General features: G+C 55.5%; 17 protein-coding genes and 1 pseudogene. 10 read left to right on the top strand and 8 right to left on the bottom strand.

Annotated elements, in window-relative coordinates; all coding sequences use genetic code 11:
• Nucleotides 1-99 precede the first annotated feature (99 nt).
• From AB1A64_RS15725 to AB1A64_RS15690, 8 genes are all read left to right on the top strand, one after another.
• A complete protein-coding gene (locus AB1A64_RS15725) occupies nucleotides 100-2,076 on the top strand; it encodes a CocE/NonD family hydrolase (protein ID WP_366552264.1) in 1,977 nt (658 codons plus the stop codon).
• Nucleotides 2,077-2,097: 21 nt separating this feature from the next.
• A complete protein-coding gene (locus AB1A64_RS15720) occupies nucleotides 2,098-3,663 on the top strand; it encodes an ABC transporter substrate-binding protein (protein ID WP_366552263.1) in 1,566 nt (521 codons plus the stop codon).
• 87 nt (nucleotides 3,664-3,750) lie between these two features.
• Complete coding sequence (locus tag AB1A64_RS15715) at nucleotides 3,751-4,689, top strand: ABC transporter permease (protein WP_170351176.1); 939 nt, start codon at nucleotides 3,751-3,753, stop codon at nucleotides 4,687-4,689.
• Between the two features lie 12 nt (nucleotides 4,690-4,701).
• On the top strand, nucleotides 4,702-5,559 hold the full coding sequence (locus tag AB1A64_RS15710) for an ABC transporter permease (protein ID WP_170362625.1): 858 nt from the start codon (nucleotides 4,702-4,704) through the stop codon (nucleotides 5,557-5,559).
• Nucleotides 5,556-6,536: an ABC transporter ATP-binding protein gene (locus AB1A64_RS15705; protein ID WP_366552262.1), complete on the top strand. Its 981-nt coding sequence runs from the start codon at nucleotides 5,556-5,558 to the stop codon at nucleotides 6,534-6,536. The genes AB1A64_RS15710 and AB1A64_RS15705 overlap by 4 nt, the downstream gene beginning before the upstream one ends.
• Nucleotides 6,533-7,456, top strand: a complete 924-nt coding sequence (locus AB1A64_RS15700) for an ABC transporter ATP-binding protein (protein WP_170362623.1) — start codon at nucleotides 6,533-6,535, stop codon at nucleotides 7,454-7,456. The genes AB1A64_RS15705 and AB1A64_RS15700 overlap by 4 nt, the downstream gene beginning before the upstream one ends.
• 11 nt (nucleotides 7,457-7,467) lie before the next feature.
• Nucleotides 7,468-9,114, top strand: a complete 1,647-nt coding sequence (locus AB1A64_RS15695) for an amidohydrolase (protein WP_366552261.1) — start codon at nucleotides 7,468-7,470, stop codon at nucleotides 9,112-9,114.
• Nucleotides 9,114-10,652 carry a M81 family metallopeptidase gene (locus AB1A64_RS15690; protein WP_366552260.1) on the top strand — a complete coding sequence of 513 codons (1,539 nt, stop codon included), beginning with the start codon at nucleotides 9,114-9,116 and terminating at the stop codon, nucleotides 10,650-10,652. Before AB1A64_RS15695 ends, AB1A64_RS15690 begins: the two co-directional genes overlap by 1 nt.
• On the opposite strand, the gene dld is transcribed toward AB1A64_RS15690, so the two are convergent.
• The 4 genes from dld to AB1A64_RS15670 all read right to left on the bottom strand — a co-directional run bounded on the left by dld (nucleotide 10,628) and on the right by AB1A64_RS15670 (nucleotide 16,747).
• Entirely contained in the window at nucleotides 10,628-12,322 is a 1,695-nt protein-coding gene (gene dld / locus AB1A64_RS15685; protein ID WP_366552259.1) for a D-lactate dehydrogenase, read from the bottom strand. The genes AB1A64_RS15690 and dld overlap by 25 nt on opposite strands.
• Nucleotides 12,319-13,503 carry an alpha-hydroxy acid oxidase gene (locus AB1A64_RS15680; RefSeq protein WP_366552258.1) on the bottom strand — a complete coding sequence of 395 codons (1,185 nt, stop codon included), beginning with the start codon at nucleotides 13,501-13,503 and terminating at the stop codon, nucleotides 12,319-12,321. The genes dld and AB1A64_RS15680 overlap by 4 nt, the downstream gene beginning before the upstream one ends.
• A 12-nt stretch (nucleotides 13,504-13,515) precedes the next feature.
• Entirely contained in the window at nucleotides 13,516-15,585 is a 2,070-nt protein-coding gene (locus AB1A64_RS15675; RefSeq protein WP_366552257.1) for a TRAP transporter large permease subunit, read from the bottom strand.
• Between the two features lie 112 nt (nucleotides 15,586-15,697).
• Nucleotides 15,698-16,747, bottom strand: coding sequence for a TRAP transporter substrate-binding protein (locus tag AB1A64_RS15670; RefSeq protein ID WP_366552256.1), 1,050 nt, complete (start codon nucleotides 16,745-16,747; stop codon nucleotides 15,698-15,700).
• 326 nt (nucleotides 16,748-17,073) lie between these two features.
• Here AB1A64_RS15670 and AB1A64_RS15665 point away from each other — a divergent pair, with 326 nt between their 5' ends.
• On the top strand, nucleotides 17,074-17,859 hold the full coding sequence (locus AB1A64_RS15665; RefSeq protein WP_366552255.1) for a FadR/GntR family transcriptional regulator: 786 nt from the start codon (nucleotides 17,074-17,076) through the stop codon (nucleotides 17,857-17,859).
• Between the two features lie 114 nt (nucleotides 17,860-17,973).
• Here the strand turns inward: AB1A64_RS15665 and AB1A64_RS15660 are convergent, their stop codons facing one another.
• From AB1A64_RS15660 to AB1A64_RS15650, 3 genes are all read right to left on the bottom strand, one after another.
• Nucleotides 17,974-18,372 carry a rhodanese-like domain-containing protein gene (locus tag AB1A64_RS15660; RefSeq protein WP_366552254.1) on the bottom strand — a complete coding sequence of 133 codons (399 nt, stop codon included), beginning with the start codon at nucleotides 18,370-18,372 and terminating at the stop codon, nucleotides 17,974-17,976.
• A 138-nt stretch (nucleotides 18,373-18,510) separates the two neighbouring features.
• A complete protein-coding gene (locus AB1A64_RS15655) occupies nucleotides 18,511-18,864 on the bottom strand; it encodes a TRAP transporter large permease subunit (RefSeq protein ID WP_366552253.1) in 354 nt (117 codons plus the stop codon).
• Nucleotides 18,861-19,382 carry a TRAP transporter large permease subunit gene (locus AB1A64_RS15650; RefSeq protein ID WP_366552252.1) on the bottom strand — a complete coding sequence of 174 codons (522 nt, stop codon included), beginning with the start codon at nucleotides 19,380-19,382 and terminating at the stop codon, nucleotides 18,861-18,863. Before AB1A64_RS15650 ends, AB1A64_RS15655 begins: the two co-directional genes overlap by 4 nt.
• 69 nt (nucleotides 19,383-19,451) lie before the next feature.
• On the opposite strand from AB1A64_RS15650, the pseudogene AB1A64_RS15645 reads away from it, so the two are divergent.
• Nucleotides 19,452-19,670: pseudogene (locus AB1A64_RS15645) on the top strand (transposase); the annotation flags it as partial.
• Nucleotides 19,671-19,736: 66 nt separating this feature from the next.
• Here AB1A64_RS15645 and AB1A64_RS15640 read toward each other — a convergent pair.
• Nucleotides 19,737-22,799, bottom strand: coding sequence for an AMP-binding protein (locus AB1A64_RS15640; RefSeq protein WP_366552251.1), 3,063 nt, complete (start codon nucleotides 22,797-22,799; stop codon nucleotides 19,737-19,739).
• Between the last annotated feature and the right edge of the window lie 792 nt (nucleotides 22,800-23,591).

Raw genomic sequence — 23,591 nt, 5'->3', positions numbered from 1 at the left:
ATCACTGCAAATAGCGTCAATCCGCGTAAGATCGCACAATTTGTTTTGTCTGCAAATCGGTTTCTTATTCGGTATCGGTCCACAACAGATAAGTCTCAGATGCCAATCGAAACCATCGAAAACACATGGATAACCCTCGCCGACGGGCGGCGGCTTGCAGCACGCCTGTGGCTGCCCGGCACGGGGCCAGCCCCGACCATTCTGGAATACCTGCCATATCGCAAACGCGATGGCACCGCGCCAAGAGATGAAACAACACACACCGTATTTGCAGAGGCGGGCTATGCCTGCATCCGCGTCGACATTGCTGGCACCGGGGACAGCGAAGGGCAATTCGACGACGAATACTCCGAGCAAGAACTGCGTGATGGTGAAGAAGTCATAGCCTGGATCGCGGCGCAGGATTGGTGTGACGGCCAGGTTGGTATGGTCGGAATATCATGGGGTGGGTTTAACGGTTTGCAACTGGCCTTTCGACACCCACCTGCGTTGAAAGCCGTGGTCAGCGTCGCTTCGACCGTGGATCGCTATGCGGATGACATCCATTTTATGGGGGGATGCCTGCTAAGTGACAATATGAACTGGGGCAGTCAGATGTTTGCGTACCTGACCCGCCCCGCTGATCCTGAGCTTCGTGCGGATTGGCGAGAGGATTGGCTCGCCCGACTGCAAAACGTCCCATTTTCCGCTGCGGATTGGTTACGCCATCCAACACGGGACTCTTTCTGGAAGCACGGCTCAGTTTGCGAGGATTGGTCTGCGATCCAAACCCCAGTATTGGCCATCACCGGCTGGGCAGATGCTTATGTCAATGCGCCCCCGGCTTTGGCCGCGAATCTGACGGTGCCCGCCAAAGCCGTCATTGGACCGTGGGAACATCGCTATGCGCATATCTCAAAGCTTGATCCTGCGGATTTTCACTCTGAAGTCATCGGCTGGTTTGATCGCTGGCTTAAGGGGCAAGAAAATGGCGCCGAGGATTTGCCTGCGTATCGGACCTATATGCAGGAGCATTTTAACCCAACGGCACATAACAGCCCTCGGCAAGGTCGTTGGATCGCTGAGGCGACGTGGCCCTCGCCTCATGTCTCTGAACAGGTCTGGCATCTGACTCCGGGCGGGTTTTCACAGGAGTCGACCGCTGGCACGGTCGCTATCGCGTCGCCCTGCCATATTGGTGCCGATGGTGGGTATTTCTGTGCCGGTATGCGGATCGACAACGAACTTGCGGGCGACCAGGCCAAGGACGATGGCCTGTCGGTTTGTTTTGACAGCGCGCCGCTGCAAGCTCCGTTAGAGTTGCTGGGGCGCGCAAGGCTGAAGTTTCAATTTTCAGTGGATAAACCTGTGGCACAACTTATCGCGCGGTTGTGCGACGTCTCGCCTGACGGTGTATCGCAACGGATCAGCTATCGGTCTTTGAACCTGTGTCACTATCATAGTCACGAGACGCCGCAAACGCTGGAGCCAGGTCAGATTTACGAGGCCGAGATAGCCCTGAATGAATGCGCGCACCACTTGCGCGAGGGCCATTTGTTGCGGCTGGCGCTGTCTACATCTTACTGGCCGATCATTTGGCCAGCACCACATTCTGCCGAAGTGTCTTTGCACTTGCAAGATTGCGCCCTGCATCTGCCGGTGCGCGAGGTCACACGCGAAATTCATGCCTCGGAACCGGGACCGGCACAGACATATCCGGTTCTTGAAGCTGAACTTTTGCGCCCACCTTCAGCCCAATCTGAACGCATGATGACCGATGATGGTCGGGTGGTTCTGGAAACGTTCGATGACTATGGCAAGACGCGCGATCCTTATCATGATCTGATTGTCGGCAGCGATGTGCGAATGCACTACGGTATCCAACCCGATGATCCCGCCACCGCGGTCTTTGAGACCGCCTGGAACTTTACCTTTGAGCGGGCGGATTGGCAGGTGGCCATCACGACCGAGTGCCGCATGAGTTGCGATGCGCAGTATTTCTACCTCTACCGCAAACTCCGCGCCACCGAAGGAACAGACGAAATCGAAGTTCTGACAAAGGAATGGTCCGAAACCATTCCGCGTGGGCTTCTGTGATTAAATCCAAGGGAGGATAAAATGAAGATCGAATGGACAAAGGCCAATGTCGGTCGCCGGGGGTTTCTGAAAGGCGCAACCGCGCTTGGGGCCGCAACTGCGCTTCCGATGGGGTGGGCGAACCGTGCTTTTGCAGCAGATGACGGTGTTTTGCGTGTGCGGGCTTATGGTGATGCACAGAACATGGATCCGGCCCATTCCGTTGGTGTTGTTGAAGAGGAGGTGCATGCTTCGATCTACAACAAGCTGATCCAGTACAAACCAGGCGAGGAATGGGGCTGGCAGTTGGATGCCGCAACGATGATTGAGCAGGTTGATCCGACCCACATCAAATTCGCACTACGTGACGATATCGGGTTCACCAACGGTTTTGGTGCCATGACAGCCGAGGATGTCAAATTCAGCATGGAACGGGTCGTGGACGACGCGACCGACAGTCCGAACAAGCCCGACCTGGGGCCATTCAGCCATGTTGAAGTGAACGGTGAACGCGAAGGGACGATCGTTCTGAGCAAGCCATTCGCTCCGATCTGGTCGATCGCCCTGCCCTATATCACCGGAAACATTGTCTCAAAAGCTGCGGTCGAAGCCGCCGGTGGCCGGATCGGCGCTGATCCTGTTGCAGAGTCCGGTCCATACCTGCGGGACAGTTGGGCGCCCAAGGAAAAAACGGTTCTCAAGCGCAACCCTGACTGGAAAGGGGATGCCCCGACCTGGGACACCGTCGAAATTTACCCGATCGACGACGAAAACACGGCTGAGATTGCGTTTGAGGCAGGTGAGCTGGATGTAACCCGCGTGTCGCTGGGCTCGGTCGAGCGTTATCGCGCCGGGGTTCCGAATGGCGGATCTCTAGTTGAAAAACCCTCGCTTTATTATGTCTGGTTGGGAATGAACGTCGAGCATCCGAAACTGCAAAATCAAAAGCTGCGGCAGGCGATCCAGCACGCGGTGGATGTACCCAGCATTCTAGAGGCCGCCTATTTTGGTGCCGCTGATCCATCGACCGGCATCATTGCACCGGGTCTTGCCGGGCATCGACCTTCTTCGCTTGTGCCACCCGAGGCGAATTTTGAAAAAGCGGCGCAGTTGCTGGCGGAATCCGGTGAAACCAATGTCACGCTGACCCTCGATACACTGAACAAGACGACCTTTACGACAACCGCCCAGATCATTCAGGCGACACTGGCGCAGATCGGGATCACGGTTGAGGTGAATGTTCTAGAATCCGGGGCGTTCTGGGCGTCTGGGGACAATGAGAACCTTCAGCTTGTACTGAATCGCTATTCCATGACCCCTGATCCGTATTATGCGACGTCGTGGTTTACGCCCGAACAGATTGGCAAGTGGAACTGGGAGCGTTTCAATAGTCCTGAATTCAACGAAATCCATGAAGCCGCGGCTGCGGAAACGGATATAGCAAAACGGGCTGAAATGTATCAGCGCGCGCAGGACTTGATGGAAGATAGCGGTGCCTATCGCTTTATCACCCACGAGGCGACACCGGTCATCCACAGCGCACGTGTCATTCCTGCGCTGCGGCCGGATGGCCTGTCCCTGCTTCGCTATTTCGGCAAGGCGACCTGATCTCCCCAGGTCGACCGGGGTGCGGCGGGCGCGTGACGCTCGCCGTGCCAAAAACAAAGCCACCAAGCCGCAAGGAGCCAGTTGGCCATGCTGAATTTCGCAACCCGTCGCTTCGGGCTGTCGCTGCTTATCCTGTTCGTGGCGGTCACCGTCATGTTCCTGATGATCCGCGCCGTGCCGGGCGATCCGGTCCAGATCATGCTGGGCCCACGCGCCACGCCCGAGCTTCAGGCCCAACTCACTGCGGCGTTGGGGCTTGATCAACCGATTTGGAAGCAACTTTTGATCTTCTATGGAAACCTCTTGCAGGGTGACCTTGGGACTGATGTCTTTTCGGGCCGGTCCGTCACCGAGATTGTGTTTCAGCAATTGCCTTTCACTCTGGAGCTAATCTTTGCGTCTATCCTGTGGTCTGCAAGCTTGGGCATAGCGCTTGGTGCCTATGCGGCTGCGCATCCTAACACTTTGATCGATCGGATCGCAGCCGCAGTATCGGTCAGCTTTGTTGCGGCCCCGGCCTTTGTTGTTGCACTTTTGGCGCTGCTTGTTTTTGCCGTGCATCTGCAATGGTTCCCTGCCATTGGCGCGGGCGAAGGGTTTTGGGATCGTCTAGACCATCTGGTCCTGCCGGCCTTTGCCATAGGGCTCAGCTGGGTTGGCTATATTGCCCGGCTTGTGCGGGCTTCGATGCTGGAGGTTATGGGCGAAAGCCACGTGCGCACGGCTCGGGCCTTTGGTATCGCCGAACGTCGCGTGGTTATGGTTTACGCGTTGCGTATTGCCATACTGCCAGTGGTTACCGTGATTGGGGTCGGGATGGGCTTTCTTCTCAGCTCGGCCGTTTTTGCAGAAATCGTCTTTGCCCGTCCTGGGCTGGGAAAGTTGGTTATCGATAGCATCACGACCCGCAATTACCCGATTGTCATGGGTTCGGTCCTCGTATCAACGGCGCTGTTCGTGGTGTCGACCGCATTGGCTGATCTGATCAATGCGTTGCTCGATCCACGTGCGCGTACGGCTCATTGAGGAGGGGGAGTTATGGAAAAATCTCGTTCTGAACTGGGCCAGATCATAGTCGGCGTCGCCCGTGACCCGCTTGGGCTAATGGGCTTGATCATCGTCGGCATCATCGTGTTCTGCGCGATATTTGCGGCCTGGATCGTGCCCTATGACCCGATTGCGATGGATATCAAATCCCGCATGCAAGGACCGTCCGCCGCGCACTTGCTGGGGACCGACCAGCTGGGTCGCGATACGTTTTCGCGTGTGATTGCCGGAGGCCAAGTCGCGCTCAAGGTGGCTTTGCCTGCTGTGTTTGGTGCCATGGCGATTGGCCTGACGCTGGGTATGATTGCAGGGTACGGGCCGAAATGGCTCGACAATCTTCTGATGCTGTTTTTCGATACCATTCGCTCCTTTCCGACCGTGATGTTCGCGCTTGCTGTTGTGGCCCTCGTCGGGCCGAGCCTTCAGACCGTGGTGTTCGTGGTCATGGCGACATCGATCCCGACCTATGGGCGGGTGGCGCGAACCCAGACGCTGACGCTGCGCAACTCCGAGTTCATACTGGCCGAACGCTCGATGGGGGCCAGCATGGCGCGCATCTTGGGCGTGCATATGCTGCCCAACATCATTGGCGTTCTGGCGGTACTTGCGGCCATGGACATCCCCACAGTCATCGCGCTTGAGGCTGGCCTGTCCTTTCTGGGTCTGGGCGTGAAACCTCCGACCCCCAGCTGGGGCGCTTTGCTCAAGGACGGTTATTCGCTTATCCGCCAAACCCCGTGGCTGGTTGTGGGCGGGGGCCTGCCGATCATTCTGGCAACACTTGGGTTCACGTTCCTGGGTGAAAGCCTGCGCGATGTGGTTGACCCGAAGCTGAGGAAACAGCGATGACCGATACACTTCTGGAAATCGAACACCTCAGCGTCGATTACGAAACAGGACGCGGTGACCTGAAGGCCCTGAGGGACATAACCTTCGACGTCAACAAAGGTGAAATCGTTGGCATAGTCGGGGAATCCGGTTGTGGCAAATCCACCTTGATCTCATCGATCCTGCGGTTGACCGCACCCAATACGCGGTTTCGTGAAGGAGAGATCAGGTTCAAGGGGCAAGACCTGTTGCAGGCGTCGGAGCGACATATGCGCGACCTGCGCGGGGCGGATATTTCGATTGTCTTTCAGGACCCGATGCAAACCCATAACCCGGTTCTGACCATTGGGCAGCAGATGCTGGACATTCAGCACCGATCCAAGAAGTCCAAAGCGGACAAACTGGCCCATGCAGCCAAGATGCTTAGCGCCGTTGGTATTCCCGATCCCGAAGCGCGATTGAAACAGTATCCTCATGAATTCTCAGGCGGGATGCGTCAGCGGATCGCGATTGCGATGGCGTTGATGTCCGAACCTGATCTTTTGATCGCGGATGAGCCGACTACGGCACTGGATGCAACGCTTGAGGTGCAGATCATTGAGCGTCTGCAAGAACTGCAGCGCGAGTTTCACTGTGCCATCCTGTTTATCTCGCACCATTTGGGCGTGATTGCAGAACTCTGCGACCGGGTGGTGGTGATGTATGCCGGAGCCGTTGTCGAAAGTGGCGACGTGCGTGAGATTTTTCACAATCCCAAACACCCCTACACACGCCGTCTGATCGAATGTGACCCCGGCCACATCAAAGAGCGCGCCCGCGTATTGCCGACCATCCCCGGCGAAGTGCCCGATCTGGCCAACCTGCCAGGTGGCTGCATTTTCAGAGATCGTTGCGATCAAGCAATGGCGCGTTGTGCGAGTGAGGTGCCCCCTTTGGATCAACTAAAAAAGGGCCATCACGCTGCTTGCTGGCTGAACCATGAGGAGGCCACAACATGAGCTTGCTGAACGTCGTGGACCTTAAAACCAGCTATGGACCGGTCAATGTTCTGGCGGGCGTCAGCTTTACCGTAGAACCCGGTGAGACCTACGCGCTGGTTGGTGAAAGTGGCTCTGGCAAAACAACAGTTATTCGCGCCATTGCGGGACTTGCCCCGGCGCAGGATGGTTCGGTCACATTCGAAGGTCAGGAAATTCGAGGGGCGCCGGAAAAAGTCATGCGTCCGCTTCGCAAAGACATGGCAATGATGTTTCAGGACCCAGTCGGAAGCCTCTCGCCACGCTTGACGATCCGCAGCCTGATCACAGAACCCTATCGCATTCAGGGCATGAAAGACCGCGATCTGGATGCCGAGGCCAAGCGCCTGCTGGAAATGGTCAACCTGCCCACGCATTTTGCAGATCGTTACCCCTATCAGCTGTCTGGCGGTCAGGCACGGCGTGTCGGCGTGGCCCGTGCGTTGGCGCTGGAGCCCAAGCTGATCCTGGCGGATGAACCAACCGCAGGCCTCGATGTGTCGGTGCAGGGCGAATTGCTGAACCTGCTCAATGACCTGCGCGAAAGGCTTGGCCTGGCGATGGTGATCATCACCCATAACCTCAGCGTCGTGCGCCACGTGGCTGACAGGATGGGCATCATGTATCTGGGCCGATTGGTCGAAGAAGGCACAACCGAGACGATTTTCAACGACCCGCGCCATCCCTATACGCGCTGTCTTTTAAGTGCGAACCCAGAGCCCGACCCGGATGCGCGATTGGAACGGATCGCCCTTAAAGGTGAACCCCCGAGCCTGCTCAAGCGCCCTTCCGGGTGCGAATTCCGCGAGCGCTGTCCTTTTGCCAAGGATATCTGCACCCAGACACCAGAATGGGAAGTGGGCGAAGGCCACGGCCTGCGTTGTCTGGCCCCGCTGTCGTAGTAGGAAATCCAATGCCAGGCACACTCTATTATAACGGCACTATCGTGACGATGGACGCGCAGAACTCTTCACCAGAGGCTGTTCTGACCGAAGGAAGCAGAATTCAGGCAGTGGGGGCCGAGGCTGACCTGCGCGCGCGCATGCCTTCTGATGTCCAAGAGCATAACCTGCAAGGGCGCACTCTGATGCCTGCGTTTATCGACCCACACGGACATTTCCCGGATCCGGGGTTTATCCGACTGTTCCGTGTTGACCTGTCCCCGCCCCCATTGGGGGATTGCACACAAATGGCTCAAGCGCTGGACAGACTTCGAGAGAAAGCCGACGCAACGCCCGAGGGTGAATGGGTCATGGGGGTGTCGTTCGACAATACGTCCATTCTAGAAGGCCGAATGCCCACACGGGCCGAGTTGGACGACGTATCACTACGCCATCCCATCTGGATTATCCATGCGTCGGGTCACAACGGGGCGGCAAATTCTGTTGCACTCGAGAGGCGCGGGATAAACCGTCAAACACCAGACCCGGAAGGTGGCCGCTTTGGTCGTGATCCTGATACCGGCGCCCTAACAGGTTTGATCGAAGGGCTATCTGCCATGGGTGAGATGGGCGACACGGATTTCCTTATTAACCGAGAAAGATTCTGGCAGGGCTTTGATGCTTGTCGTGACGAATACCTGGCCCACGGCGTGACCTATGCGCAGAATGCTTGGACGTCGCAAGCCATGCTGGATCACTTTGCCAGTTTGCCCGCAGATCAGGACCCGGGAATAGACATTGAGCTTTTACCCATCGGAAGCCTGGAGCCCGAACTAAGCACGCATTGGATCGGCGCGTATTGGCCCGGCAATCCACATTTCACTCTTGGTCCGCGCAAGCTGTTCACGGATGGGGCGTTTCAGTTGCAGACCGCCTATCTGTCGGCCCCCTATTATCGACCGATAGATTCGGATCATCCATGCGGAATGGTTTACACCTCGCAAAAACAGCTGGATGCTGACGTTCGCAAGCTTCATGAAAAAGGTCTGCAAATTCATTGCCACTGCAATGGCGATGCCGGCGCCGAGATGTTCATTGATGCGGTTGATAAAGCCCTGCAGGCGCACCCCCGCGCAGATCATCGCCATACCATTATCCATGGTCAGGCCCTGCGGGATGATCAGCTAAGGCGTATGGCCCTGCTTGACCTGACCGTCAGCTTCTTTCCCGCTCATGTGTATTTTTGGGGGGATCGCCACTTTGACACCTTCCTGGGGCCCGAGCGGTCTGAACGGATTTCCCCTGCGGCGTCAGCGGAAAAGTTCGGCGTGCGATACACGATCCACAATGACGCCTCGGTCACGCCAACACGGCCGATCCACTTGGCCCATTGCGCGGTAAATCGCAAAACCGCTTCGGGCCGTGTGCTTGGCGAGGATCAAAAGATCAGCGCTCTGTCGGCCTTACGCGCACAAACTATCGACGCGGCTTGGCAAGTCTTCAAAGAGGATCAGCGCGGGTCTATCGAGCCGGGTAAGGTCGCTGATTTCACCATTCTTTCGCGCAACCCTCTGCACGCCCCGGATCACCTGAAAGACACACGGGTGCTGGAAACAATTCGCAACGGTCAAATTGTATTTTCAGCACTGCCCACCGAACAAGAAGTCGAGCATACATAATGACGGCCAAGCGTATCGCGATCGCGGGGTTTCAGCATGAAACCAATTGCTATGGTGTGACAAAGGCTGGTCTGGCCGAGTTTGAGATGGCGGATTCCTGGCCTAGTATGCTGCACGGTGTGCAGGTTATCTCGGAAACGGCTGGCATGAACCTACCCGCCGCAGGTTTTGCAGAAGCTGCTGCAGCAGCAGGGTTTGAAGCTGTGCCGATAATGTGGTGTTCGGCAGAGCCGTCCGCTCATGTAACCGATCACGCATTCGAAACGATTTGCGGGATGTTATTGGATGGAATCCGCGCTGCGGGTCGGATTGACGGCGTGTATCTTGATCTGCACGGTGCGATGGTCACCGAAAGCTTGGCTGACGGTGAAGGAGAGGTTTTGCGTCGCGTCCGCAATCTCGTAGGCCCCGTAATTCCAGTGGTTGCAAGTTTGGACCTGCATGCCAACATCTCTGCTCAGATGGTTGAACACGCAGATTACCTGTCGATCTTTCGCACCTACCCTCATTTGGATATGGCAGAAACAGGGGCAAGGTGTGTTCCTGTACTACAGCGATTGCTGGCAAGTGAACCACTGTGCAAAGCGTTTCAAGCGGTGCCGTATCTCATTCCGCTGCATGCACAATATACCGGTTCTGCGCCATTCGACGAAGTCTATCAATTGCCAGCAAGATTCGAGCAGCAGGATGTACTGGCAGAAATCGCGCTTGGTTTTACGGCGGCGGATTTTCCCGACACCGGCCCGTCCTGCGTTGCCTACGCAGCCACGGCGAAGGAAGCGGCCGCTGCCGTTGAAGAGATCGTCGACTTGTTTTTGACCAAGGAAGCACACCTTGATTGCTCCATGCTTTCTCTGGAAGAGGCTGTTTTGACAGGCCGCCAAAGACGGGAAAAGCCGGTTGTTTTGGCTGATGTTCAGGACAACGCCGGTGCAGGAGGGACGTCTGACACCACTGGGTTACTGGCAGCCCTGATTGAGGGTGAAGCCACAAGCGTTTTGATGGGCCTATTCAATGATCCGGTAAGCGCAGAACAAGCCCATGCGGCGGGTGAAGGTGCATTGGCCAAACTGGCAATTGGTGCGAAATCCAACTTGGCGGGCCACGTTCCGGTCACGGCAGAATTTGAAGTTCTGGCATTGGGTGACGGCACATGTCGCTATAGCGGTGAAATGTATGGTGGTGGCGTTGCCACGCTCGGCAAGACGGCGGCCCTTCGATTGGTTGGGTACAAGGCCGAGATTGATCTTGTCGTCACAAGCATACGCAACCAATGTCTGGATCGCGCACATTTCACGCATATCGGTTTAAACCCAAAGAGTTATTCCGTGATTTGCGTGAAGAGTACAGCCCATTTCCGGGCAGATTTCGAACCTATTGCAGAGGAGGTTTTTGCGGTTTCTTCACCAGGTACCTTTCTCTGCGACCTGGAAAAAATCCCCTACACCCGTATCACCAGAAGGCTGCCCAACAATGTTGGGTCTGCGGCAGAGGGCGCATCAATCAATGTCCGCTATTCGGGTGTGGGCCCGGCATAGCTTCGCGCTTTGGACATCTTTCCAATTCCAGGGTTGAAGGAATTGGTCGGATCGCAGCATTTGTAATGTGCCGCCAGATCGGGTTTTGCGGCATATAAGTGGCCCACATTGTGTTCGGCCGGATACTCCGCGCCCCGTTCGTCAAACAATTTGAGCATCGCCGCCTTCAGTGGTTTAGGATCCACCCCTTTTCGAACCACATAGTCCTGATGCATCACGTGGCACATGAAATGCCCGTAATAGAGCTTGTGGACAAGCTGATCATTGATTTCGGGCGGTAGGTTTTCCAGCCAATCCTGATCATTGCGACGCAGGGCGACGTCCAAGGCGATAATGTCCTCAACCTCATCCGCGTGGATGGCCATGTAGCGCACGGCCGCCCCCGCGGCGGCAAAACGGTGAAGCCCCGCGATCTTGGCTTCTCGCATGGTGCATTCAAAGAAATCGGCGTCGCGATCTTCCAGAAAGCCGGGCAACCAATTGGCCGCTTCTTCTATCCCGGCATCCTTCATTTTGAGGATCAGGTGATGTTCAAATCGGTCACGGAAACCCAGCATCCGCTTTGGTAAAACACGCGGCCACAGCGCCACTGCCATTTGCATGAAGCGGTCGGTAAAATTGCGCAGGAACGGGACCCGGCGCAGCCACGCATCCACGGCTCCTTTTATGGCAAAAAACATCGGCAGGCGGTCAGTGCCCAGCTTATCGATCATCACCACCGTGTCCTTGCCATAGCGCGCGGTGATATCGAACACATCGCGGTGCATGTATTCCGCAGACACCGGCAAGACTCTAAACTCGGACAGAATGTGGCGGCGTAGGGCGGCCAGATCACCGGGATAGTTGGCGCCGATGTAAAACACCTTCTCAGCGTCATTCTTGGGAAAGGTATCAAGGCGCACCACGAATACGGCCAACTTTCCAGCAGACCCAGCGGATTCGAACAGTTTCCCCTTGTCGGCGTTGAACCGCGCCGGCGTTTCAGCATCCACATCTCGCACGATTTGCGCATAATCACTGGCCGAAGCACGTTTGTTTGTTGGCTCTGGTGTCCGGTCGAATTTTCCGGCGTCCAGATTGGTCAGAATTTCTTCGGGCGTCTCGCCCAAATCAATGCCCAGATGATTGACCAACTCCAGATCACCCTGTTCGGTGATCCGGGCATAGACCGAAAGCTCGGTGTAGACCGGGCCGCGTTCGACCAGTGAACCGCCCGAGTTGTTGCAGACACCACCAACAATCGACGCCCCGATACAGGACGACCCAATTACCGAATGCGGCTCGCGCCCCAGCGGAGCCAGCAGTTTTTCCAATGCGAAAAGTGTGGCACCCGGAAAGCTGACAATCTGCGCGCCGTCATTCAATGGGACCAGGGTATCCATCCGGCGGGTGTTTATCAGGACCACATCTCGGTCATAGTGGCCGGACGGGGTCGAGCCCTCGGTCAGGCCGGTGTTGGCCGCTTGCATGATGACGATTTTATCCGCCGCGACGCAGACTTGCAGCACCCTCCACTGTTCCAAAAGCGTACCGGGTCGGATGACACACAATGCCTCGCCCTCACCCGAGCGAAAGCCGCGGCAAAACCGTTCAGTCGCGCGTTTGTCGGTCAGGACATTGCGAGAGCCGACGATGACACGGAAAGTTTCGATCAGGTCCTCATTGGTCATGCTGCGTCCCTTTGCACATTCAAAGTGGGCGCAGTGTCCCTGAACCGGATGTTATTGCGGTTCAACTGGTCGATACGGGTCACACCCATCAGTTTCATATCGCGTTCGATCTCGGCCCGCATCAATCCCAAAGCGCGTTCGACCCCTGCTTGCCCCGCGGCGGCAAGCGGATACAAATAGTGGCGCCCTACCCCAACGGCCTTGGCGCCTAGCGATAGTGCCTTCAACACATGGGTTCCGCGTTGGATACCGCTGTCCATCATCACGTCCAGCTTGTCACCGACGGCATCGACAATTTCGGCCAGTTGATCGAATGGCGTGCGCGAGCCGTCCAACTGACGGCCGCCATGGTTTGACAGGATAATCCCGGTGCATCCGATCTCGGCCGCGCGACGAGCGTCTTCAACGGTCATGATCCCTTTCAGGCAGAATTGGCCGTCCCAATCCCGCACCATCTGAGCGACGTCGTCCCAGGTCATCGACGGATCCAGCATGTCGGTGAAATAGCCTCCTATCGAACTAGCACCTCCACCCATGTCCACATGTTCCTCTAACTGCGGCAGGCGAAATTTCTCGTGGGTCACATAGTTGATCCCCCACATCGGTTTAATTGCGAACTGGATCATACCCCCCAGTGTCAGCCGGAACGGGATCGAAAAGCCGGTGCGCAGGTCACGCTCGCGATTGCCGCCGGTGATGCTGTCGACGGTCAGCATCATAACCTCGACACCGGCCTCTTTGGCGCGTTGCATCATGGCCGAATTCAGACTGCGATCCTTGTGGAAATAGAATTGATAAATCTGCGGGTTCTTGTGTTTCTTTCGCAGTTCTTCCAGCGACACGGTGCCCAGCGAGGACACGCCGAACATGGTGCCGTACTTCTCGGCTGCCGCCGCGACCGCCCGCTCACCCTGATGGTGGAACAGGCGCTGCAAGGCGGTGGGCGAACAATAGATGGGCATGTCCAGCTTTTGCCCCATCACCGTGACGGACATATCCACATCCGACACCCCGCGCAAAACCGAGGGCAGCAGATCGCAGCGGTCAAACGCGTTTGTATTCTCGCGATACGTCACCTCGTCATCCGCACCGCCATCGATATAGTTGAAGATGGGTCCCGGCAGCCGCTTTTTGGCCAGTCGCCGAAAGTCATGAAAGTTGTGGCATTGGCTCAGACGCATCACGAGAACTCCTTAATAGGCGACCGAAGGCAACCAGGTGGCAAGGGTCGGCCATAAGAAGACCAGCGCCAGACCGGTAAGCTGCAGCAGCACAAAGGGAATGATGCCTTTGTAGATATGCATCAACTTGATCTCGGGCGGGCAGACGCCTTTCAGATAGAACAGCGCGAAACCCACGGGCGGTGTCAGGAAGCTGGTTTGCAGCGTCACCGCGACCAGGATCACGAACCACACCAGCGCGGGTTCGTCCAAAACGCCAAAGCCCGGGATGTCGATACCAAGGCCGTTCACGATGGGGCGCATCAGGGGCAGGACAATCAGCGTGATCTCGATCCAGTCGAGCACGAAACCCAGCAGGAAGACGATGAACAGGATAAAGAGGATGGTACCGTTTGCGCTGAACCCGGTGGATTGCACCACATGTTCAATCAACTCGTCACCGCCCAGTTCGCGCAGGACATACGAGAAGACGGTCGCACCCAGAAAAATGGCAAAGATGTAGGCCGTGGTGTTGAAGGTCGACACCAGCACGTTCCACAATTTGTGGAAGGTAAGCTTGCGATAGCCCAGTGCCAACAGCGTCGCCCCCAACGCACCGATACCTGATGCCTCGGTCGGTGTGGTCAAGCCCGCGAATATGGAACCCAGCACTACAAGGATTAGGATCAGCGTCGGGATGACGGCGATCAGAACGTCCTTGACCGCAGCCCAGTCGGGGGCCTTCGCACCTTCGGGCACAGGGGCCGCGTCACGGTTCACCAGTGCGAGTATGAAGATGTAGGTCAGGTACAGGCCACCGATTATTACACCCGGGAAAACCGCGGCCATGAATAGGTCGCCCACTGACAACGCCATCTGGTCGGCCATGATCACCAGCATGATCGAGGGCGGGATCAGAATACCCAGCGTACCGGATGCCGAGACCACGCCCGCCGCAAGCGTCGGCTGATATTTCTGTTGCATCATCGACGGCAGCGACAGCACTCCCAACAACACAACGGACGCACCGATGATGCCGGTCGAGGCCGCCAAAATTATACCGATCAGGGTAACGGTGATGGCCAACCCCCCGCGCACTGTACCAAACAGGCGTTGCATCGAGGACATCAGGCGTTCCGCAACACCGGATTCGTCCAGCATCAGACCCATGAAAATAAACATCGGCAGGGCCACCAGAACCGCATTGGACATCGTCGCATAGACCCGGTTCACAACCGCACCAAGGGTCAGATAGTCGAGCCCTGTGAACGTACTCTCCAACCCGGTCCACAGCATCAGATCGTTGTCGAAAAGATAGGCCAGACCGCAATAGGCGACGCCTACACCGGCCAGAACCCATGCCACCGGATAGCCGGTGAACAGCAGCGCGATGAAGGTCAGGAACATTGCAATGACCAGCTTCTCTTCGGTCGTCTCAACAAGGAAGGTCAGACCGACACAGACCGCCGCAAACACGGCCAGAACCAGCAGGATACGACGCAAAGATGCCCCTTCGCGCTCTGAGGCCGGTCCATACAAAAGCGCGTGCCCATCGTGGATCAGTCGCGCCAGCGCCGCCAGCGCTAGAAGAACAAAGCTGATCGGGATCACTGCCTTGAAAGCCCAGCGGGCAGGCAGGCCGGTTGGGCTGTCCGAGCGTTCGTTGACCCGGAAGCTTTCATAGAAATAGTCGTACCCCTGATCGATCATAAGATAGATGAACGGGGTCAGCAGGGTAAGAATACCGATCACCTCGATGACCCGCTGAGCCCGGCGTGACAGTTGCATGTGCAGAACATCGACCCGCACGTGACTGTCGGTGATCAAGGCATAAGAGATGCCGATCATCGTGACGATGCCGTAGAAATGCCACTGGATCTCGTCCAGCTTGGGGTAGTTCTGGCTGAGCAAGTACCGCAGAGCAACCTGGGTGAAAATTGCCCCCATCAGCAGGACATTTGCCCACATGACCACATGGCCGACAGCCTTGACGCTTGCGTCTATCGCGACCGCGATCTTCTGACGGTCGGTTTCGGGGTGTTCCAGGATGCCTTCGTAGGCTTCGACCGGATCGGTAAGGTTGTTCTGTGTGGTCATGGTCATACCTCGCTCAGCAGCCCGACGCGCGGGCAGTGAAAGGATAGAAATTCCGAAAATCAGGAAATAAGAACCGGAGCGACGGATACCGCCGCCCCGGTTGCGTCAGCAAGGGAGATTACTGACGAGGGAGGAACGCATTCGTTTTCCAGAGGTCATAGCCGTCGCGGAACTCGTTCATGTCGGCCAGTACCTGTGCGAAGAAGGCGTCGTTAGCAGCTTCTTCAGCAGCAACCTCATCCCAAGTTGCGCGGAAGGTATCCAGCATCTCAGGCGACCACTGTTTGATGGTGACACCGTTGTTTTCAATGTTGTCGATCAGCGCAGCGTGTTGGATGGCTTCGCCTTCGGCAAAGCTGTCCGCCATCGAAGCTTTACAGGCGCTTTCGATGATGGCTTTGTGCTGGTCGCTGGTTTCGTTCCAGACATCTTTGTTGATCAACAGTTCAAACACAGTTGCCTGCTGATGCCAGCCGGGGAAATAGTTGTATTTTACCAGCTTATGGAAGCCCAGACGCGCATCGATGGCGGGCATCGAAAACTCGGTTGCGTCGATGGCCCCTTTTTCCAGCGCGGGGAAGATCTCACCACCCGGCAGCAGCGAGGTCGCCACGCCCAGTTTCTGCATCACTTTGCCGCCCAGACCAAAGAAACGCATCTTCAGGCCGTTCAGGTCTTCGGGTGAATTGATCTCGGATGCGAACCAGCCCGAAGTTTCAGGCGCAATGATCGCGCAGGGCAGAACTTTGACGTTGAAACCCGCCTGATCATACATCTCTTGGTAAAGAGTCAGGCCGTTGCCATAATACAGCCAAGCCATGTATTCGCCCGCCTCGGGGCCGAAAGGAACGGCTGAGAACAGCGGCGCGGCAGGGATTTTACCCGCCCAATATCCGGCCGTAGTGTAGCCTGAATTGATCTTGCCGGTAGACACAGCGTCAAGAATTTCAAACGGCGGAACCAGTTTGCCCGGCTCGTACACTTTCATCTTCAGCGTACCGCCAGACATCACCTCCAACTGTTCCGCAACGCGTGGGATCGGTGAACCCAGGCCCGGCAGCTCGGTCGAAAAAGCAATTGGTGTTTTCAGCAGCAGCTTGTCCGCGGCAACCGCAGGTGCGGCCAGAAGGCTGGCGGCTACGGCGAGGCTCGTAAGGGTCTTCTTCATGAATTCTCCTCCAGGGTAGGTCGGAACATTGTCCCGATCAGCGGCGCAGGTCTCTCCCGCACCATTCCGGTGGTAAATTAACTTTACCAATAAAAACCAGTCAACAATTTTATTTACCAATGGAATTGAACCAACGTCGAGACGCAGTCACCTCAGCCACATACGTCATTCGCATATAAGAAGAGAAAATCACGTAAATTATGTTCAAAAACAGGCACCTGTTATGCGGTTATCTTCCAAATCTCACTGCTTGAGTTTTACCAAATTATGGTTATATTTATTTACCAGTGATCTTTTCTTAAGACATCGAACAGAGGCACAGCGCCATGAGCCCCACAGCAATATTTGAACCGGTTGGACACGAATCACTGGCCGAGGCTGTTGTGTCTCAGATCGAGGATTTGATCGCCTCGGGCATCCTGAAACAGGGCCGCAAACTGCCTTCGGAACGAGACCTCGCAGAGATGCTGCGCGTCTCGCGCCCGAAACTGCGCGAGGCTCTGTCCGTTCTGGAAGAGCGCGGCTTGGTCACGACGCAACATGGTGAAGGAACTTTTGTCGCGGCTCTGACAGGACAGGCCATGATGCCTGCACTGCTGGCACTTTATGAGAGACATGAGCCCGCCTTTTTCGATTATCTGGAATATCGGCGCGAACAGGAGGGCTTTGCCGCCCGCCTTGCAGCACGCCGCGCGACAAAAGCAGATCAAGAAAGGATTGCCGAGATTTTGGTCGAAAATGATCGCGCCTGGCGTGAAAACGACACCAAAGCCTCTCAAGAGGCAGATTTTGCGCTGCACTCTGCAATCGTCGACGCCAGCCAGAACGCAACTCTGATCCATATCATGGCTTCAATCTACGAACTCACGCGCAAGGGCGTATTTTACAATCGCGACTTTCTAAAGACGATTGATGGCACCGGCAAGAAGCTGCTGGATCAACATATGGAGCTTGGCCGGGCCGTAATCGACGGTGAAGAGGAACGTGCAGAAAAGGCCGCAACCGACCACATCGATTTCGTCGAGGAGTCCTTTAGGCTGGGGATCGAACGCAGTCGCAGGGAAGCAATGGCTGAAAAACGCCGACTGCTGTCGGATCAAAAACCCTCGTAGCGTTTACAGATCATAGGGATGAGCCGCACATTTTTGACCCCACCTTTGCCTAAGGAAAATGCGATCTGTTGTGCAGGGGTGTCAGATAACGATCCTATTTATGCGCCAGATCGTTCATTCCTTGCTAACAACCGGGCCGTCTTCCTTAACCCACTGGCTGAAGCCGCCTTCCAGATGAAATACTGGAGTCAAACCCATTTCTTGCGCCGCTTTCGCGCTTAGCGCAGAACGCCACGCACTTGCGCAATAAAAGACATAGATTTTTTCTTGGTTGAAAACCGGTTTGTGGTACGGACTTTTGGGATCAATCCAAAATTCAAGCATGCCACGCGGGCATGAGAACGCGCCCGGAATTTGACCATTCCTCTGCAACTCTCGAATGTCGCGCAAATCCACAAAAACGTAATCCGGGTTATCATACAACGATTTTGCCTCGGCCACGGACAGCGTTTTTACAATCTTGTTGGCCTCTTCCAAGAGAGTACTTACGCCCTTTGTGATATTCTGAGCCATTTCGTTTTTCACCCAATCGCCACGGCCACTTCTGACTGTACAGCCCGACAGAAGCGCTCATCGTTTGTTTCAAAATACGCTCGGGCAGCGCTTCTTGATTGAAACGCTGCCCGACATTTCTTCAACTGCGTTAGCCTATCACACGCGATCCGTGGATGCACCTTCGCGCTTGCCGGTGAACCAGGACAACCAAATCCCGCTCAGGAACCAGGAATAAGCCCAAGTACCAATGATAATATGCACAAATGTGATGGCGATATCCGGGGATGAACCATACAGAGAGAACGCAGGCACATAGCCAAACAGGAACGGTCCAAGATACAGGAACTTTGCGAACTTCAATGCAGAGAACGCCGTTTCCCACATATTGGCCTTGGCGATGGTGGCCCCGGCAAAGGCCGCGATGCAGACTGGTGGTGTGATGTTGGAATCCTGCGACAGCCAATAGACGATCATATGAGCGGCAATTGGATTGACACCCAGATGTGTCAAGGCAGGCACCGCGCAACAACAGCTGTAATCAGATAGGCCGCCGTCACTGGCACACCCATTCCCAGTACCAGCGACGCCAGCGCGATTAGATCAATGGTGAGGAACAACTTGCCGTCCGCCAGCTCAATCACAATGTCCGCAAAGGTCAGGACCAGACCACTATAGGTCAGCACACCGATGATGATGCTGATGACCCCAACCGTTGCACCAATCTTCAGGCTGGATTCCACGCCGTATCTGGACGCTTCGACAAAGCCGTGAAGATCAATCCGGCTATCTTTGTTAAACCAGCTAACAACGATACATGCGACGATCCCAAGGATTGCAGAATACCCTGGCGAGTAACCGGCCAACATAAAGACGGTGATCGTTGCCAGCGGCAGGATGTAGAACCATTCGGTCTTGAGAATTTCCCAGGCTCTTTCCGAAGATTTCTCACCAACGATGCCGTCTTTTTTGGCTGCATAGTGAACGATGACAAAGACCGAGAAGAAATACATCGTGTCTGACGTCAGCACCAATGGGACAGTTTAGGTCGATTTGATAAGAGAGGGTTTCTGGCTCATCGTAACCGCCAAGGAGTGGAGATTAGAAAGAAACCCGGAACCAAGCAGAGCCACGGTGAGAAGGTCGTAAAGGGCATTCGCCGTGCGACCCGCAAACAGTACTCCGCAGAAGAGAAGATCAGGATCGTGCTGGACGGCCTAAAAGGCGAGGACAGCATTGCAGAGCTGTGCGGTCGTGAGGGCATCGCGCAGAGACTTTTTTATAGCTGGTCCAAGGAATTCCTGGAAGCCGGCAAAAAAACTGGCAGGCTTTTGACACTCAAACTGTTTCAGTCGCTGCGTCAATAAAGTCCGACCCCAGGAACATCAGTTCTCAGACCGCGAGTTAACACAGGCTTTCGGTTCAAGAGCTTCTGCAAGCTCGCGCCAGGTCGCTGTTTCCTGGCGATCAAAGACGTTTGCGGGTGGGATATTGCCAAACTTCTCTTCAATGCTCAGCATGAGTATCAGGCTAAGGATGGAATCGAGAAACGGGTGTGTGTTGTCGGGATCAAAACCTGCGCGCGGGACCAACCCCTCGTGATCTGCGAAATTTCGCAACACCTCAAGCATTGGGGACAGAGGTGACTCAGGCAAAGTAGCTGCCTTCGGTTGCCGCGTTGGCAAACCAGATGTGTCTGCCCCCCCATTTTCCAATATTAATCGAAGACGTTTACGATCCAATTTTCCACTGGGAAGTCGCGGCAGTTCCTCTGTGTGTACAAATCTCAAAGGCGCGGCGGCGGGAAAGAAGTTTTCGGTAATGGCCTGCCGCAATTCCTTTTCCAGAATGTCGACATCCTTGCGTTTGGTTTCAATGGCAATGGCAACCGCATCTGCCTCGCGAATTTGCGCGACGGTGACAAAGGCCCGCTCGACCCCTCCTACGTTTTCTGCGATTTCGGTAACGGCATTCAGCGACAGTCTACGCCCCCGGATGTTAACCACATCGTCCACTCTTCCCAATACATCCAAACTCCCGTCAGGCAGAATGGTCACCCAATCATCAAGAAGAATGGGATCCTTGAGTGGATCAAAAACCGGCTCACCTGCCTGCAAATTCTTGAAATTACCCAGGGTTCGGTCATAGCCAACGGCCTTGACCCGGCCAATTTCGCCGGGTTGCAAGTCGTGACCGTCTGCATTGACTGCCGTTGCACCAGCCAAGAACATTCCACCCGGAGATCCCTGATACTTGGAGAAATCTTCGGCGGGAAGCTTTCCATGTGAAACTTCAATAAACTCCGAAGCGCCGTAGGTCGCGTTTAGTTCAGCTTTGGGAAAACGCTTCACAATATCCCGAATGAGACGCGCGCGACTCGGTTCCCCCCAAGGGTAAAAGACGGTCAATCCGGGCAGAAACTCGGGTGAGAAACTGGGGTTTTGCAACATACCGTGCAATACGCTGCACGGTGCGGACAAAGCTGTGGTGGACGTCGCAACCATCAGATCACAAAGCTGTTTCAGATCAGAAAATCCGGTGGTTGGGGGCAGAACAATCGTGTGGCCCCTTACAAATGCGGGCAGTGTTTCCAGCGCGGTTGCTGTGTCCCAACGCACAACCGTCAGCAAGGTTTGCAGCTGATCATAATCGAACACCCGCATCCGCGAGGCCATGCCCGCAGCCAGAACAACGCCTTTGGGCTCGCCCGAGCTGCCAGACGTGTAAACAACATAGGCGGGACACCGGAGATCAAGGGGTGGCAAAGCCGGCGCTTCGGCAAAACTCTCTAGAAGAAAGTCCAGAGCAGCTGCGTCGCAATCGTCGCCGATGATCACAGCATTCACATCCTCAAGCTCTGGGTTTGCGGCAATCAAACGGCTCCAAAGTGAAAACGTGACAAGAACCAAATCAGGGTCAAACGCTTTCAGGCGATCAACAAGCTGTTCGTCTGAGTCCTCTGGCAGACCCACGCAAAGCAGACTTCCGGTTGCCGTTGAGGCCAGTTGCGTCACAATTGCCGCAGGGCTGGCCGGTAGCAGGCACAAAATCCGGTGCTGGTCCCCAAATTTACGCCCAGGGTCCGAGTGATAGGGGGCAGTATCTTGAAAATGCAGCAACATGTTGGCCATGCGCAAACAAAGGCTTGCCAAAACCCCGTAGGTGACAGACCCAGACGCTGTTCGAATGGCGATATGATCCGGGTTATGATTGGATAGCCAGCACAACTTACTTAGGCGCACCGTGTCGCTGCGCGCCCAGGTTTCCAGGTCAACCAGTTTGCGCCTTGGCTTTGCTCCACCGTAAGCGGCGATCAAATGCCGCTGAACCGGCATTTTCTGTGTCAAAACAAAGCTTCGGCAAGCGCGCGCCAGTTGCTGGGTAAGCCACAACCGCTGAACCAGATTTGAACCCGAACGAGGCGGCAGTTTGAGTGGGACGAGGTCAATGACCGGCACGCCATCCTCGTCAACCCATGTCGCAGCAAAGCAGACATCCGCACCGCTGGAAATCGCAAGTTGCGCAGGAAATCCGGGCAGTTTGCCGGGGCGTAAAAGCCACGGTACCAACAACCGTTTGCCGGGGGCTCTTTCTCCGTCGAAGTATATTTGAAGCACCGCGCCCGCCCGCAAATGGTCCAGGTATCGGTTGGAGTAGGAATTGCGTTTTGTCACCCGCCGACCCGACAAGGTGATGTCGTAGCCTTCGCGACGCGCGGCGGTCAGAAAGTCCGAGGGTTCAGCAGGGTCGCCAACTTCGGGTGCAACCTCGACAAGTGTTTGTACCGGCTTTCCCATTCCCGCCAGCGCGACTTGCAAACGTCTGGAAGCAAAGGTCAGGTTCTGAGAATGAGGCGAGAACACTACGATCCCGTTTGCGTTTTCAGAATTGTTTTCCAGCCAGGATTTCGCCCGATCGGTAAGCGCAGAATCGACGCCGTATGCCACCCCTCTCGACGAGGTTGCGTAGTCTTGATCAGCTGGAAACGCGGCGGGCATTGATTCTGGACCAACCACGCGCACACCCTGAGTTTTCGCCACCTCAATCAATGGATCATTTCCAAACGACGACCAACCCCTAGCAAGGCGTAACAGCTTGTCAAACAACCGCTTCTTTGCCGCGTTCCTTTTAGGTGGAGATATTCGACCCGACATCGCACGAGTAAGCGATGCTTCGACATAGTAGGTTTGACCGTCTGAGAATGCCTCATCCAGCGCGTTAACCAGATGCTTTTCATCGACCCAATGCCAGTGTGAAAAGATCACGAAACGCGCCATTGGTGGCAGGGACAATGTGAAAGTAATCAGTTTGGATTTGTAACTGGCATCCAAACCATCGTTCAAAAAAACAACTAATGACAGGGCGCGCTGGGGATCATTAGAAACGTCGCAAAGCAACGCGTCGATATCTGAAGTGTCCCCCTCTTCTTCGGCTAAGAGAGCATTCACAATTTCCTGGTTGGCTGTTCGCCACTCAGTTTCCAAAGGTTGTTCAGAGTCGAGTTTTCTTGGTGACACTTCGCTATGACGGCTCGCCAGCCTGTGACCGCATTCCGAAATTGGGTCCCCAGTCTCATGCCTGATTAAACGTTTCCGAAGCGGTTCAAAATTCTCACGCAGATCGGTCTTGTTTTGCGTCAACAATTTGCGTGCGCTGTCGAATGCGCGCAAGCCAATAAGGCTTTGAACTCTTTGCGCAATACGATCGGCATTATCATCCGAGGTGCCGACAATCGCCTTGTTCATTACATTTGGGTATTGGTCGTTCAACGAGCCCGCTGCGTCGTCAATGGCCTGAGACAGTTTCCAACGGGGGGGTTTTGCAAGGTCCACATCCCGCATTGATTTCAGAACAAGTCGGCCCAACCTTCTGCGCGGTGTTGCGCCAAACAAAAACAGCAACCAACCGACTGCGCAAATCTGGTTTTGTCGTACCTGGTAACCGAAATCTGGGCTGGAAAGGTTTGAATTTGGGTATTCAGGCGAAGTCTCTGCTTGCCGATCCAAACCCGCGGCGATTGCGCACAGGGTTTTTTCTAACGTACTCGCGCTGCCATCATTCGGCGTCATCTGACTTTTCCCGGCCCCAATTTCGCTGTTTGGTCGCGATCCCTTTTCTAAGCTTGGTATCCGTTTTAAAGCCAAGTCTTATTGCGTCGTCAGCCGGGGTCAAATGTGAAAAAAGCTCAGACTGCGACCTACGACACCGGCTGGGGCCTTCTGCAAAGTGCATTGGGGCAA

This window comes from Ruegeria sp. ANG10 (assembly GCF_040705255.1).
Lineage (GTDB): Bacteria > Pseudomonadota > Alphaproteobacteria > Rhodobacterales > Rhodobacteraceae > Ruegeria.
This window is presented reverse-complemented; position numbering and strand designations above follow the sequence as displayed.

Excerpts from the sequence above, each read along its gene's own strand:
- dld (WP_366552259.1), bottom strand. The coding sequence starts at position 12,322 with ATGACCAATGAGGACCTGATCGAAACTTTCCGTGTCATCGTCGGCTCT.
- AB1A64_RS15705 (WP_366552262.1), top strand. The coding sequence starts at position 5,556 with ATGACCGATACACTTCTGGAAATCGAACACCTCAGCGTCGATTACGAA.
- AB1A64_RS15715 (WP_170351176.1), top strand. The coding sequence starts at position 3,751 with ATGCTGAATTTCGCAACCCGTCGCTTCGGGCTGTCGCTGCTTATCCTG.
- AB1A64_RS15690 (WP_366552260.1), top strand. The coding sequence starts at position 9,114 with ATGACGGCCAAGCGTATCGCGATCGCGGGGTTTCAGCATGAAACCAAT.
- AB1A64_RS15720 (WP_366552263.1), top strand. The coding sequence starts at position 2,098 with ATGAAGATCGAATGGACAAAGGCCAATGTCGGTCGCCGGGGGTTTCTG.
- AB1A64_RS15710 (WP_170362625.1), top strand. The coding sequence starts at position 4,702 with ATGGAAAAATCTCGTTCTGAACTGGGCCAGATCATAGTCGGCGTCGCC.
- AB1A64_RS15665 (WP_366552255.1), top strand. The coding sequence starts at position 17,074 with ATGAGCCCCACAGCAATATTTGAACCGGTTGGACACGAATCACTGGCC.
- AB1A64_RS15660 (WP_366552254.1), bottom strand. The coding sequence starts at position 18,372 with ATGGCTCAGAATATCACAAAGGGCGTAAGTACTCTCTTGGAAGAGGCC.
- AB1A64_RS15695 (WP_366552261.1), top strand. The coding sequence starts at position 7,468 with ATGCCAGGCACACTCTATTATAACGGCACTATCGTGACGATGGACGCG.
- AB1A64_RS15670 (WP_366552256.1), bottom strand. The coding sequence starts at position 16,747 with ATGAAGAAGACCCTTACGAGCCTCGCCGTAGCCGCCAGCCTTCTGGCC.
- AB1A64_RS15700 (WP_170362623.1), top strand. The coding sequence starts at position 6,533 with ATGAGCTTGCTGAACGTCGTGGACCTTAAAACCAGCTATGGACCGGTC.
- AB1A64_RS15680 (WP_366552258.1), bottom strand. The coding sequence starts at position 13,503 with ATGCGTCTGAGCCAATGCCACAACTTTCATGACTTTCGGCGACTGGCC.
- AB1A64_RS15675 (WP_366552257.1), bottom strand. The coding sequence starts at position 15,585 with ATGACCATGACCACACAGAACAACCTTACCGATCCGGTCGAAGCCTAC.
- AB1A64_RS15725 (WP_366552264.1), top strand. The coding sequence starts at position 100 with ATGCCAATCGAAACCATCGAAAACACATGGATAACCCTCGCCGACGGG.